The sequence below is a fragment of the Mesorhizobium sp. M0040 genome (genome assembly GCF_040323505.1).
Taxonomy (GTDB): Bacteria; Pseudomonadota; Alphaproteobacteria; order Rhizobiales; family Rhizobiaceae; genus Mesorhizobium.
The window spans coordinates 21,854-35,401 of the sequence record NZ_JAMYVA010000002.1; the positions used below are offsets into that span (position 1 = coordinate 21,854).

Here is a 13,548-nt window from a genome sequence, read left to right on the forward strand (position 1 = left end):
CCATCGTCCTTCCATTTAAGATATGCATAGGTAATGCTCGCATACAAACTAAAATTAGGAGGCTGCAACCGATCTTCTTTCATCTCATCTTCATTCTTCATTCCACTATGGCCGGGAGCCCGCATATGATTGGATCAAGCACATCCGTGGATGTGGCGGTCATTGGAGCTGGCCCCCACGGCTTGTCGCTGGCCGCGCATTTGCGCGCGCGCGATGTGGAGCACCGGACGTATCACCCGGCCCATCATCTCGCCCGATACCTATCGGCAGTCCTGGCGCGCTTTCAGCCCGCCCCCTGGGTTCCATCGTACGACCTTAAAGCGCTGCCATGAACGCCCGTCTTTCCAGCATTGTCGCCCCCATCGGTGCCGCATCGCCGCCTGACTCGATCAATTTCGCGCTGCGGCGATCGTTGATTCTGCCTCGAGTCAGCTTTGTCGTCCCGACGCTCAATGAAGCCGAGAACCTCCCTTGGCTTCTGCCGCGCATCCCCAACTGGGCGCATGAGATCATTATCGTGGATGGCCGTTCCACCGACGACACGGTCGCGGTCGCGCGCCGCCTGCGCGAGGACGTGAAGGTTGTCATGGAGCCCCGCCGGGGCAAGGGCGCTGCACTGCAAGCGGGATTCCTGGCCGCCACAGGCGACATCATCGTCATGCTGGACGCCGACGGCTCCATGGTCCCGGAGGAGGCGATCGTGTTTGTCAGTGCGCTGATGGCCGGCGCGGATCTCGTTAAGGGTTCACGATTTATCCAGGGCGCCGGCACCGGTGACATGTCGTTGTTCCGGATGTTCGGCAACACGGGCCTGACCCTGTTCGTGCGGCTGCTCTATGGCGGTTGGTTCTCCGATCTATGCTACGGATACATAGCCTTCTGGACCAAGCACGTCGCCACGCTGAACTGCGATTGCGACGGGTTCGAGATCGAGACCCTCATCAACGTGCGAGCTTTGAAGAACCACCTCAATATCGTCGAGGTGGCAAGTTTCGAGGCTCGGCGCATCAGCGGTGTGAGCCACCTGCGCCCCATCCCGGACGGCTGGCGCGTCCTCAAAACCATCCTGCGCGAGAGGCTGCACCAACAGCACAGGCGGAGCGCCACAGCCTGTGATGACGGTGGACAACCCCGATGCGAATCCTGATGGTTGCCGCTCGCTGCTACCCCTTCATGGGCGGCATCGAAACTCACATCCAGGAGGTCGGCCCTCGCTTGGCTGCGCGTGGCCACGCGGTTGACGTGCTCACTACCGATCCTTCGGGGGAGCTGCCGGTTGAGGAGGCGGTGCCCGGCATGCGCGTGCAGCGCGTGCCGGCCTGGCCGAGGGAGCTGGACCTCTACGTGGCGCCCCGCATTTATACCGCCATCCGGCGCGGGGTTTGGGATCTGATCCATTTCCAAGGTTACAACAGCTTCGTGGCGCCGATCGGGCTGCTGGCGGCCGTCCGCGGGGACCTTCCGTTCATCCTGACCTTCCACAGCGGCGGGCATTCCTCCCGGCTGCGCAACGCCATGCGCGGCACGCAGCACGCGCTGCTCCGGCCGCTAGTGGCCCGGGCCGCGCGGCTGATTGGCGTCTCCGAATTCGAAGCCAGCTTCTTCAGCGCGAGGATGGGCGTGCCGCGGGAACGGTTTGTGGTCATCCCGAACGGTGCCGCGATGCCGGTTGCGAGCCCCGGCGTCAAGGTCGATCCGCACCTGATCGTCTCGGGCGGCAGGTTGGAGCGTTACAAGGGCCATCACCGGGCGATTGCGGCCTTGCCCGAACTAATCCGCCGGGTACCGGATGCCCGACTGCACATCGTCGGAAGAGGCCCGTACGAGGGAGAATTACGACGCCTCGTCGCGACGCTCGGCCTCGAAAAGCGGGTCACCATTGCGGGAATCCCCGGATCCGAGCGGCAGAAAATGGCAGACCTCCTGGCGAGCGCCGCGCTCTTCATACTGTTCAGCGAATACGAAGCCCATCCGGTCGCCGTGATGGAAGCCCTTTCACTTCGCCGTCCGGTCCTCGTCAGCGACACGTCCGGTCTGCGGGAGCTGGCCACCAATGGCCTGTGCCGGGCGATCCCGTGCAACGCCGGTCCGGGAGAGCTGGCCGCCGCCATGGCCGAGGAACTCGAGTCCCGTCGGGAGGTCCCGGATTTGGCGCTGCCCGACTGGGATGCTTGCGCGCACGCGCTTAGCGACGTCTATTATGATGTCCTCGGCAACCGATCCACTGTCCCCTTGCCCCCCGGTGGCCTGACATCCTGGTCTCCTGCGAGGAGAGTATGATGCTGATGTTGCCAGCTCATTTCACCGCAGGAACCAGGATCAACCCGCTCCAGGTCGGGATCCGATTCGTCTCGGCCGTTGTCGGTCCCGACCTTCGCGACGGCAGCGCCGATGCCCCATCGCAACGCGCCAGTTCCGGATGGATCGCGGCTCTATGCCTAACGATCGCCGCGGCTCTACTCCTGGTCGTGGCCGGGCACGCAGCCGGGCGCCGGGACTATGACGTGGCGGCGCCGCTCTTCTGGTCCGGTGTCGTTCTCCTGGTCGCTCCGATCAGCCTTCGCATCGCCTGGCCGACAACAGCCAGGGGTGAGCGCCTGGTGCTCCTGTTCCTGCTTGCCGAAGCCCTGTTCTACTGCAAGGTAGTCTATTCCCCGACAAGCTTCAGCGGTTACGACGAGGTTTTGCACTGGATCGCGGCCGAGGATCTCATCACGGCCCGGCGGCTGTTCCTGTCCAACCCGCTTTTTCCTATCGGGTCAAGCTACCCCGGCCTGGAAATCCTGACGACCGCGATCGTCGATTTGACGGGACTGCCCTTGTTTGTGGCGGGAGCGCTCTTGTTGGTCATCCTTAAGGGCACGTTCATCGGTGCACTGTTTCTGTTCCTTGAAAGCATCGCCGGATCGCCGCGTATCTCGGCCGTCGCCTGTCTGGCCTACATGGGTTGCTCAACCTTCTTCCTGTTCGACTCGATGTTCTCTTACGAGAGCCTCGGCATGGTGCTGTGCCTGCTGACTTTCGCGGTTGAAGCAGCGTCCAAGGATCTCGTCGGGCAACCGAGGCTGAAGTCGCTCGGGTTGATTGCATTGCTGTTGGCAAGCCTCGCGGTCACGCATCACCTCTCGGCCGCCTTCGCCGCCATCTATTTCGGAGCGCTAGCCGCCCTCGAGGCTTTGCGCCGGCAAGACTCCCTTCGGATCAAGACCAGCATTGCCGTGGGTCTCGCCGCCATCCTCGCCATAGCCCTGCCGATCCTGTGGGTGCAGGCCCGTGACGTCCCTCTCACAGGCTATCTCGGTCCGGTGATCGAGTCCGGCTTCGACACATTGCTCGGGAAGATCCGAGGCGCGCCCACCCCGCCGTCGGAGCACCTCGGAGCGCCGGACAAGGCCCTCTACATGCGGCTCACCACTTTGCTGGCGCTCCTGCTGGTGGCGCTCGGACTGGCAACGGGATTCTTTCGGTCGCTGGCCCTGGCAGCGCCGAGCGGTGCGCGATCCGGTTGGCGTCCCATCCACGGCATTCTCAAACGCCGCTGGCGCGACAGCCGCCTCGTGCTGCTCAGCTTGCTGGCCTTCGGCCTCCCAGTCTCGGTGGCCTTCCGACTGACCGTCGCCGGCTGGGAAATCGGCAACCGCATGGGAACGTTCGTGTTCATCGGCGTTGGACTGGTCGTCGCGGTGAGCATCGTCCACTTCTGGCAGGGTCGCGCGCCACGCGGGTGGCGCCGCATCGCGCCTGCCGTTGCCTTGGTGATCATGGTCCTAGGCGGCGTGACGAGTTCTTCGATTAATCCGATCCATGGGCGCTACAGGGTGGGTGCAGATCAGGAATCGATCGAGCCGATGGGGATCGAAACGGCACTCTGGGCCAGGGAATGGCTCGGTGCCGGCAACCGGTTCACCACCGACCGTATCAACCGACTTCTGCTTGCGGGTTACGGCCGGCAGGACGTCAGAGTCACCATCGTCAAAGGGATCGATCCCGCGCGCATATTCGATGCCGAGACATTGGGGCCTGACGAGTTTTGGGCGTTGGCGCGAAGCGACATCGATTTCCTGCTCATTGACCTTCGCCTGACCACGGCTCCGCCGGTGCTCGGCTTTTACTTTCAGCCGTGGCAAGCCCAGCAGGGAACTCCGCTCTCGGGCGCAGCGCTGCTCAAGTTCAATGACGTCAAGGGCGTCACCCGCATCTACGACAACGGCTGGATCGTCATCTACGATGTGAGAGGATTGCATGAGAATTGGTAGCAAGTGGGACCTTCTGGCCGCGTGCCTGTGGGCGGGGGCCGCAGTGGCTGCCGTTTCGGTTAGCGACAGCTTGCTCCTGCGTACTGCCCTGAGCGCGCCCATGGTGTTTTTCGTCTCGGGCCACGTGGTGCTGCGGGCCATGGGTGTCAGGACCACCTCCGCCTTGCAACACCTGGTCTACGCGGTCGGAGCAAGCCTCGCCGCCGGCATTGCCGGGGGCTTTGCCCTGAACGCCGCAGGCTTCCTTACACCGCTCGGGTGGGCGCTGTGGTTCTGGGCCGTGACGGCCGCCGCGGCGCTGCTGGCGGCCGGGCGCCGCGACACTCCCGATCTGCCAGCCTGGCCGGCACCAGCGCGGATCCGGTTCTGGCAGGGGGCCGCGCTCATGCTAGCGCTGCTTGTGGCGACCGGAGCCTACGCGGTTGCTGTCCGGGACGAAGCGACCTACCGCGAATTCAAATACACCGCGTTCTGGTTGTTGCCGTCGGCCAGTGGCGAGTCCGGCCAGATCACCGTCGGCATCAGGAGCGCCGAGACCCAACCTCAGCGATTCGACCTGGAAATCACCCTTGATGGGCAGCCGTTCGCCATCTTCCGATCGCTCACCATCGCGCCGGGCGACACCTGGACACGGAAAATCCCGGTGCCCGTCTTGGGAACTCGCCAGACGGCCGAGGCGCGGCTCTATCGACCGGAAGACAACCGGCTCTATCGCAGCGTTTCGACGATGGTGCCGCGCATCTAGAACGAGGCTGGACCATGCGCATCCTGCTGCTATCACAGTTCTATCCTCCGGTGATCGGGGGAGAGGAGCGGCACGTCCGCAATCTCGGTGCGGCGCTGGCGCAGCGGGGCCATCATGTCAGCGTCGGGACTTTGATGCATCCTGGATCGCCTGAAACCGAGCTGGACGGCGCGGTCCGCGTGCATCGCCTGCAGGGAACGCTCCAGCGCCTGTCGGGCCTTCACACCGATCCCGAGCGGCGCCATGCACCGCCCTTTCCAGATCCCGAATTGGTGCTTGCCCTGAGGCGGCTGGTCGCTCGGGAGGAGCCGGACATAGTCCACGCCCATAACTGGATCTACGCGTCCTTCCTGCTGCTCAAAGGTTGGAGTAGGGCGCGCCTCGTGGTTACGCTCCACGATTACGGCCTTGTCTGCGCCAAGAAGAACTTCATGCATTTGGGCGCCCGTCTCTGCAGTGGCCCAGCGCCGGCCAAGTGCCTGCCCTGCGCCGCAGGACATTACGGGGCGGTGAAGGCAGCCGCGACCACTTTGGGCAACTGGGCGTCGAGTTTTGCCGCTCGGCGCGCGGTGGACCGTTTCATCGCGGTGAGCCACGCGGTGGCGCGCCACACCGGACTGACCGAAGGCCGCGCCCCCTACGAGATCATCCCCAACTTTGTGCCCGATGATGTTGCGATGCTTGGCCCGGAACATCCCTGTCTGCGTGAGCTACCCCGGGGTGAATTCATCCTGTTCGTCGGTGATATGATGCGCCTCAAGGGCATTGACGTTCTCCTGCAAGCCTATGCCGGCCTGGAACGGGCGCCGCAGCTGGTCCTGATCGGGCGCCGGGTCGCCGATACGCCAACAGAGTTTCCGCCGAGCGTTCGCGTCTTCAATGCATGGCCGCATTCCGCCATCATGCATGCGTGGCGGCGCTCACTGTTCGGGGTGCTGCCGTCGGTCGGGCCCGAAGCCTGCGCGACGGTCATCATGGAAGCGATGGCTTCCGGCAAGGCGGTCGTCGCAACCGGCGTGGGCGGCATGCCGGATCTCGTCGATCATGGCGAAACCGGGCTTCTCGTGCCGCCCGGTGATGCGCACGTCCTTGCCCACGCAATGCAGACCCTTCTGCAGGACCGCGCCTTGCTCGCTCGCCTGGAGGCGACAAGCCTCGCCCGAGTCGGGCGCCTCAAGGCAGGAGCGGTCGTGACTCGGATCGAGCAGGTCTACCGGGACGTCGTGTGCCCAGCCGCTAGCAGGTCCGCGGTACCGGCGCAGCAAGGTTCGGGGGAGCCATCATGCCAATAGGTCTCGTGGGGACAGCCATTATTCGCGTCCGGCGAGAGCTTCAAAAGAGCGCCGCGCTCGTTCTGAATTCCGGCGCTGTGGCGATCGGAACGATTGCAACGGCCGGTCTTGGGTTTGTCTATTGGTGGCTCGCGGCCCGGCTGTTTCCGCCGGAGGTGATCGGCAAGGCCTCCGCCCTCCTGTCCGTGATGGCGCTCGTCGGCCTGCTGGGCGAAGCCGGGCTCGGGACCCTGCTGATGGGTGAAATCGTACGGCATCCCGGCAAGGGGCGCGGCCTCGTGGCCGCTGCAGCATCCGTCGGGGTGGCGCTGGCGGTCGGCCTGGCCTTGTTGTTTGTCTTCGGGGAGGCGTACCTCAACAGCTCGACCGGGCCGATCGGCGGCTGGTTCGAGGGTGTTACGTTCGTCCTCGGCTGCTGCCTGACCGTACTCTGCGCGATGGTCGATCTGGCGCTCGTCGGCAACCTGCGCAGCACCGGCAGGATGATCCGGCAGGTGCTGTTCTCCACGTTCAAGCTGATGCTGATCGCCGTCGCCGCTGCCGCTGGCTACACCTCCAATGCCGCGCTTCTTCTGAGCTGGGTGGCCAGCCTGGTGGCGTCCTGTATCGGCGTCGATCTCTTGACCCGGGGCGGTGCGCGTCGCCTCGTTGGGCCTCCCGATTTCCATCTGCTCCATACGCTCCGAAGCAAGGTCTTCGACCACTACGCGCTCGATGTCGCCTCGCAGGCACCAGTCGTCATCATGCCCTACCTTGTGCTGGTTCTCCTGTCGCCGATCACAAATGCCGCCCTCATGCCGTTGTGGATGCTGGTCTTCACGGCCTCGTTGATTCCAGCAGCCATGGCCACGATCCTGTTCCCTGTGATCAGAACAAGCCCGAAACAATCCAGACACGACATCCTTGTGTCGCTGTCGGCGTCATTGCTCTTCTCACTGGCCTGTGCCGTCTTCGTCTTTACCTATTCGCAGGAGATCCTTGCGGTCTTCAATCCGGTCTATCCTGAGATCGCCGGTTCGAGCCTACACTTCCTCGGCTTCAGCCTGTTGGGATCAACGCTCAAATTTCATGCCTGTACGCTGGCGCGGTTGGGCGACAGGATGCGCAAGGCATCTCGCTGGTTCGCGCTTGGCGGATTGTTGGAGCTGTGCTTCGTGGTCGCGGGGGCGAAGCTTGATGGACTTCAAGGCCTGGTCCTAGGCTGGACGCTCGCGGTCAGCATCGAGGGTGCATGTGCCGCCCTGATTTTGGCCTTCGCGATGAAACTGGATTCTGCGGCCGGCCCCGCGCACGACCGACCGACCGCGTCGCCGCTCCAGACTTGAGGAGACACCGATTATGGCGCTGGATTGTCGACTGCAATTGGATGGCCGGTGGGCCATCGCGATCGGACTCGTCGGCGTCGAGCACTTCGGCTGGCCGTGGGTCAAAACGCACTTCCGCATCGGGGCGGGAGCGCTGCGGGTCCAACTGTTCTTCATTTTGAGTGGCTTCCTGATCACGCGCAACTTGCTGCTCAGACTGGAGCAGCCTGCGGGCGAAGTCATCCGCAAGTTCTTCCCTATAATTCGATCGGCGATCCGGACAAGGCACGCTACCTTTTGGGATTTCAAGCAGAACATTCTCTAGCAGCAGGACTGGCTAAACCTTTGTTACATAGGCACACCCAATGACAACGGCGAATATTGCTCTGCAAATTTTCACCGATATGGACTCGGTGGAAGCTCAATGGAGAACATTAGAGCAGCATGCGGATTGTACCGTATTCCAATTGTTTGATTGGCAGATGGAATGGTATCACCACATCGGCTCCAAAGAGAGACTGATCCCGGTGATCGTGCTGGGTCTCGACGATACCGGCGTGGCGGTTTTTATTCTGCCATTGGCGATCGAACGCCATAGTCTGATCCGCCGGCTGGTCTGGTTTGGATCGGAATTGTGCGATTATAATTCGCCCATTCTGGCGACAAATTTTAGCGATCACGTGAACCCTGGGCGATTCGGCCGCCTGTGGAAAGACATAATTCGGGCGATTCAAGACTATCCTCGACTTCGTTTCGACACTGTTGAATTTTGCAATATGCCCAGTGTTGTCGGCTCTCAACCTAATCCCTTTCTCGAGTTGCCGGTCTTGCTGGCTAATTGCGCCGGACATGTCGCAACCCTCCCGGAAGCGAACTGGAATCGGTTTTATGCGTCAAAGTTTTCGAATTCGACGCTGCATACCCACCGGCGCAAGGCCAAAAACCTCGCCAAGCAAGGTGGCGGCGCGATTCGCTTTGTAGACGTGCAAGATCAGGCCGAGATCGAGTGCACCATTGCAAAGCTGATCGAACAAAAACGGAGCAGCTATGCCCGAATGGGTGTTCATGATATGTTCGAACGTCCGGGTTTTCGCGAATTTTATTTGGCGATTGTCGCCAATCCTCGGTTGCGCGAGGTCATCCATGTCACGCGGCTGGATGTGGATGGGATTCCGGTGGCGACAGGTCTGGGTCTTCGGTTCAATTCCAGTTATTCACTGGTGATGTCGAGTTATCTGGAGGAGTTTGCCAAATACAGTCCCGGGCGTCAGCATATTCAGGAAATGATGCAATATGCCATTGGCCGGAAGATTCAGAAATTCGATTTCACGATCGGCGACGAGCCTTATAAGCTTTCGTGGTCCGATATCAATTTGCTTCTGTTTTTCCATTTTGATAGCAGAACTTTGCTCGGTCGTATTGTCGTTGCGGTGCGAATGGCGATCCATTATATAGATACATGGTATGCCAAAACGCCGTTAGTAAAGCCGCCGCTGCGGCAGGTTTTTCGCAAGACAAGGCGATCCTTGCATCGCATGTTTCTCTGACTGGACGATCGTGAGTTTGAACTCGGTGTGGGATACATCATAGCGCTTCGCGAAAAAGTATAGTATAATGGAATTTATCTGCGGGAGACGATGATGTATAGTGCAGATATTGGGATTGTAGGAGGCGGTCTGGGGCGGCTCTATCGCCGCCGCGCCGCTCGGGCGAGCCGGATTTCGATCGTCCTGATCGACGTGCATCATCCCTGTGCGGAGGATTTTTGCTGCGAGAAAATTGAGGAGAAGCACTTCAAGTTGCTTCGCGAGACTGGCGGGTCGATGGAGGGGATTGCGTCAAAGCTGTTTACCGAACTGTGGATTGCGCGGTTTGGTCGCGTGATAAACAAGCGCGCTAGTTTGGTTTTGCAGCAAAAGACGGAGTCTTGAATTTTCTTCGACACCGTTTGGTGCCGTCATGATCGTGCTGTCAACGAAGTGGTGAGCGGAGGAGCGGGAATTGAATAATATTGATGTAGCGGTCCTCGGGGGTGGTACCGCCGGCTCGTTAGCCGCTGCTATGCTTGGCCGGATGGAGATTTCGACCATCCTTGTTGATATCCATCAAGTCTATCCAGTGGAGTTTCGCTGCGAAAAACTCGATGACGATCAAGTCGACTTGCTCAAAAAAACCGGGCTGGCGGATGCCGTATTGGCGGCTGCGACACCGATGACTGAGATATCGGTGGCCCGTCACGGTTATGTCATCGGTAAAAAGCATGGGAAACACGGCGAGCCTTGCGAATATGGGATGGCTTATCAGGATTTGGTAAATGTTATTCGCCGCCAGATTCCAGATAGTGTCCAATTCATCTGCGCTAAAGTGACCAAAATAATGACGAGCTCCGACCGGCAGAAAGTTACCCTGTCAAATGGTGACACATGGTCGACCCGATTGATTGTGGTGGCGACCGGCTTAAACAATGTCGTCCGGGGTGCGATCACGCGATCCGAGATCAGCAAATGCCACTCGATCAGTGTTGGTTTTGATCTCACCTCTAAAGCTGGTTTCAAATTTCAAGCTTTAACGTATTTTGCGGAAAAGCCAGGGCCCATGGGTTATGTGAGCATGTTTCCGATTGGTTCAAGAATGCGCGCCAATGTGTTCGTCTACCATGGTGATATACGCCATCCGTGGTGTCAGGAAGTGCGCACATCGCCATTATCTGCATTGTATGCGGTAATGCCCCGATTGAAGCGTCTCCTTGGTGATGCTGTCGTGTCAAGCGATATTCAGATTCGACCCGTTGATCTTTACGCCGCGCAGAATCACGAACAGCAACCCGGTCTGGTATTGGCTGGTGACAGTTTTGCTACCAGCGATCCGGCGGCGGGTACCGGTCTCAATAAAGTGCTAACCGACGTTGATCGGTTACGCCATCATATTCCGACATGGTTAGCCACACCCGGAATGGGGGTCGAGAAAATCCGGACATACTACAATGACCCCGTCAAAGTTGCCTGTGATGAATGGTCGCTTGCTGAAGCATCTTACAACCGATCACTGGCGTCCGATACAACGCTTTTATGGCGTATTCGTCGGATGGGCAGGATTGGTCTCGACATGATGGGAATCTCGATCCCACAACTTCGCTTGGCGGCAAGCGCAGTTCGTTGGGGAGCAGGCTGAACTTGGCGGTATCGACAGCGTTGTTGGCAGCAACGAGCTCATTAACGCCCCATGGCCGAACAGCACAGCCTGCTTTCGAGGCCAATCCCCGTAAACGCGCGTGACAGCTCACGATAGCTATATTCCTTCAGGTGGAATCCACATGCAACTTTGTCAAAGTATACCGGATGTCGTGAGGACCCGTGACCGCGTGTGTAGTGATGCAGTAGTAGGCACCGCCAGGTACAAGAACACGGTATAGCTGCGAAAGCTGCCTTACTGCGTCGTCGGGGTGGAGGTGCTCCATCAAAGACTATTATCGGCGAAAAGTAGATGGATATCATCGATCTTGGCAAATTGAAAATTGGCAGGCTTCTCCTAGGTGGCGGTAACGCGTCAGTTACGTCTGAGCAATTATTGCACATGCTAAGGCTAATCTTACAATAACCGGCCCCCAATTCGCCGAAACGCGCGCTTTTCTGGACGAAAAAAGCTTGCTGTACACTTTAGAAGGGAGGCTGAGCCGAGCGTCTTGATCTGAATTCAGCAGCTGAGTAGTCAGAGCCTTCTCGATTTGATAGTGCGCAAATTTCGCTCGGGCGTACGCGCGTCGTGACAAAATTCCGAGATCTTTGACCAATCCCCCTTGATTGGCCTGCATCCCGTTCGATGTCATCTCACTGCAACCTTTGTCAGTGATCCGAACTCCTGAGCGGAGGCGGACATGCAAGCGGAGGCGGACATGCTCGATCATGAATCGGTTCAAGCTGTCGGCGACGGCGAGTGGTCGGTTCGCGCTTCCCACTTCGTGCCGACGAGTTCATCCACGCAGACCAGCCATGCAGACCAATGTCCTTGCCGGGCGTCAATTCGGACCGATCCTCTCCTCCCTCACCACGCGGGCAGGCTCGACATCGTTGGGATTGCACGCTGCCGGCAAGCTCTCGCAGCTCGGCGACACGGTTGGGACCGACGAACCGGCCGGCTCTCTTGGCTCGCTTTCGCCTATGATGATGTTGACGAGGTCGCCTGGCTGTAACAGGGTCATCCCAACGGTCTCGATGCTGACCGGCCCGGCAGCCGATTGCCGCACGATTTGATAAGTTGCGCTGTTTGCGTCCTTCGCAAACTGGGCGCGGGTCACCGGCAACGTGTACAGGACGCCTTCGCTGGCGTTCAACTCGCGCTGATTGGCCGCGATCTGACTCTCCATGGTCTCGATCTCGACCTCCAGATCGATCCTGAGGTCGGCCCTGGTCCGCAACACCTCAGATTCCAGCGAAGCGAGGCGCTGCTTGGCGGCCGCGTACTGGTTGAGGGCGTCCTGCCGGCGCTGTTCCGCGTCGGACAATTCGCCCTGGACTTGATCCATCACGGTCATGCTCACAACTTTGCGGTCCACGAGCGTGCGCATGCTGTTGACGCGCTCCTGGCGCAGCTTGATGAGTTCGTTGAGCGACTCCATGCGTCCATACGCGACAACGTCCTGCTTGGCCGCGTCCAGCGCACGCAGGGTCGCGCGCTCGCGATCCTTGCGGGCCGTGGCGACGGCCTTGCGCCGGTCGCTCTGCTCGTTGACGAGTTTGGCAGCTTCGGTCGCGCCGGCCAGCTCCAGCAACTGGCGCGGGATTGTGGGTCTCGTACCGTCGCGCTCGGCCTTCAGCACGGCCGCGCGCGCGAGCAACTTCAACATGGCGTCGATTGCCCCGCTCCGCTTCTGGATCTCGCGTACGGCTTCGATCTTCTGCCACGGCTCGCCCTCGGCCCGGTCCAGTCCGCCTGCTAGCGCGATCGCGTGCAGGACGGTCATGCCGGCCGCGTACTTGAACGAGCCTGGATTCTTGACCGGCCCCAGCACGTAGATGGGCGGGCGTTCCAGCGGCAGGACGTTGACCAGTCCCTCGCGGCCCAGCAGTTGATTGAAGGTTTCCACCAGGTCGGCCTGTACCTGTTGCGTAGACCTGTTGGCGACCGGAATGGAGCCAAGCAAGGGCACGGAAATCGTGCCGTCCTCTTGGATAATATATTCGCCGCTCAGTTCCGGACGCTGCAGGATGCCGCGTAAGGCCGAGGGCGCGCGCCCCCACTTGTCTTCCTCGACCTCGACGCGCTCGTAGAACGCGACCTTGAGGCGATCGCCGACGCCAAACAGGTATCCGGTTGGCACGCTTGGTGCCTTGCTGCGGGTTTTGGGGAGTTCGGCATTGGTTTCGACACTCCGTTCGACTGACGCCACGCCCGCCGCATTCGGTCCTGACGCGATCGGACGGGAGGGTTCGGCCATGGCTTGAACCGGTTGTTCTTGCCAGCCATTGATGACAGCAGATACCTTCTGCATCACGGCTCCCGCGGCTCCGGAGACATCCTCGGCCTTCTGCATCACGACTCCGGAAACATCGTCGGCCGTCTCCATCATGGCCCCGGAGACATCCTCGACCCTCTGCACAACGGTTGCGGAGACTTCCTCGACCTTCTGCGCCACGGCTGCGGAGGCAGCCTCGACGTTTTGTACCACGGCTGCGGAGGCCGCCTCGACGTTTTGTACCACGGCTGCGGAGGCAGCCTCGACCTTCTGCGCCACGGCTGCGGAGGCCGCCTCGACGTTTTGTATCACGGCTGCGGAGGCGTCTTCGACCTTCTGTCTCACGGGCTGCATCACGGGTCGGGAGACTTCCTTGACCTGTGCCACGGCTCTGGAAACAATCTCTAGTGCCCCTAAGTTTTTGGCCGCGGCCCCGCCCAAGGCGGCGACCCCGGAGAGCCCGAAGACAAGCAGGATGGCCTTCAATCCCCTGCGCTGG

11 protein-coding genes are annotated in these 13,548 nt (G+C 60.5%); 10 read left to right on the forward strand and 1 reads right to left on the reverse strand.

Annotation, left to right across the window (positions count from 1 at the left end):
- The first annotated feature begins 328 nt into the window (after window positions 1–328).
- From NKJ91_RS01765 to NKJ91_RS01810, 10 genes are all read left to right on the forward strand, one after another.
- Complete coding sequence (locus NKJ91_RS01765; RefSeq protein ID WP_352454205.1) at window positions 329–1,147, forward strand: glycosyltransferase family 2 protein; 819 nt, start codon at window positions 329–331, stop codon at window positions 1,145–1,147.
- The gene (locus tag NKJ91_RS01770) at window positions 1,135–2,280 is read left to right on the forward strand and encodes a glycosyltransferase family 4 protein (RefSeq protein ID WP_352454206.1); all 1,146 of its coding nucleotides are present in this window, start codon (window positions 1,135–1,137) and stop codon (window positions 2,278–2,280) included. Before NKJ91_RS01765 ends, NKJ91_RS01770 begins: the two co-directional genes overlap by 13 nt.
- A complete protein-coding gene (locus tag NKJ91_RS01775; protein ID WP_352454207.1) occupies window positions 2,280–4,256 on the forward strand; it encodes a putative glycosyltransferase family protein in 1,977 nt (658 codons plus the stop codon). Before NKJ91_RS01770 ends, NKJ91_RS01775 begins: the two co-directional genes overlap by 1 nt.
- 100 nt (window positions 4,257–4,356) lie before the next feature.
- A complete protein-coding gene (locus tag NKJ91_RS01780) occupies window positions 4,357–5,001 on the forward strand; it encodes a hypothetical protein (protein ID WP_352454208.1) in 645 nt (214 codons plus the stop codon).
- Between the two features lie 14 nt (window positions 5,002–5,015).
- Entirely contained in the window at window positions 5,016–6,293 is a 1,278-nt protein-coding gene (locus NKJ91_RS01785) for a glycosyltransferase family 4 protein (protein ID WP_352454209.1), read from the forward strand.
- Window positions 6,284–7,618: a lipopolysaccharide biosynthesis protein gene (locus tag NKJ91_RS01790; RefSeq protein ID WP_352454210.1), complete on the forward strand. Its 1,335-nt coding sequence runs from the start codon at window positions 6,284–6,286 to the stop codon at window positions 7,616–7,618. The genes NKJ91_RS01785 and NKJ91_RS01790 overlap by 10 nt, the downstream gene beginning before the upstream one ends.
- A 13-nt stretch (window positions 7,619–7,631) precedes the next feature.
- Window positions 7,632–7,922 (forward strand): hypothetical protein, encoded by a 291-nt coding sequence (locus tag NKJ91_RS01795; protein ID WP_352454211.1) that lies wholly within the window; start codon window positions 7,632–7,634, stop codon window positions 7,920–7,922.
- Window positions 7,923–7,962: 40 nt separating this feature from the next.
- Entirely contained in the window at window positions 7,963–9,144 is a 1,182-nt protein-coding gene (locus NKJ91_RS01800) for a GNAT family N-acetyltransferase (protein WP_352454212.1), read from the forward strand.
- 93 nt (window positions 9,145–9,237) lie between these two features.
- Window positions 9,238–9,528, forward strand: coding sequence for a hypothetical protein (locus tag NKJ91_RS01805; protein WP_352454213.1), 291 nt, complete (start codon window positions 9,238–9,240; stop codon window positions 9,526–9,528).
- 70 nt (window positions 9,529–9,598) lie between these two features.
- A complete protein-coding gene (locus tag NKJ91_RS01810) occupies window positions 9,599–10,768 on the forward strand; it encodes an FAD-dependent oxidoreductase (protein WP_352454214.1) in 1,170 nt (389 codons plus the stop codon).
- Between the two features lie 844 nt (window positions 10,769–11,612).
- Here NKJ91_RS01810 and NKJ91_RS01815 read toward each other — a convergent pair.
- Window positions 11,613–13,535 (reverse strand): polysaccharide biosynthesis/export family protein, encoded by a 1,923-nt coding sequence (locus NKJ91_RS01815; protein WP_352454215.1) that lies wholly within the window; start codon window positions 13,533–13,535, stop codon window positions 11,613–11,615.
- Window positions 13,536–13,548: the final 13 nt, after the last annotated feature.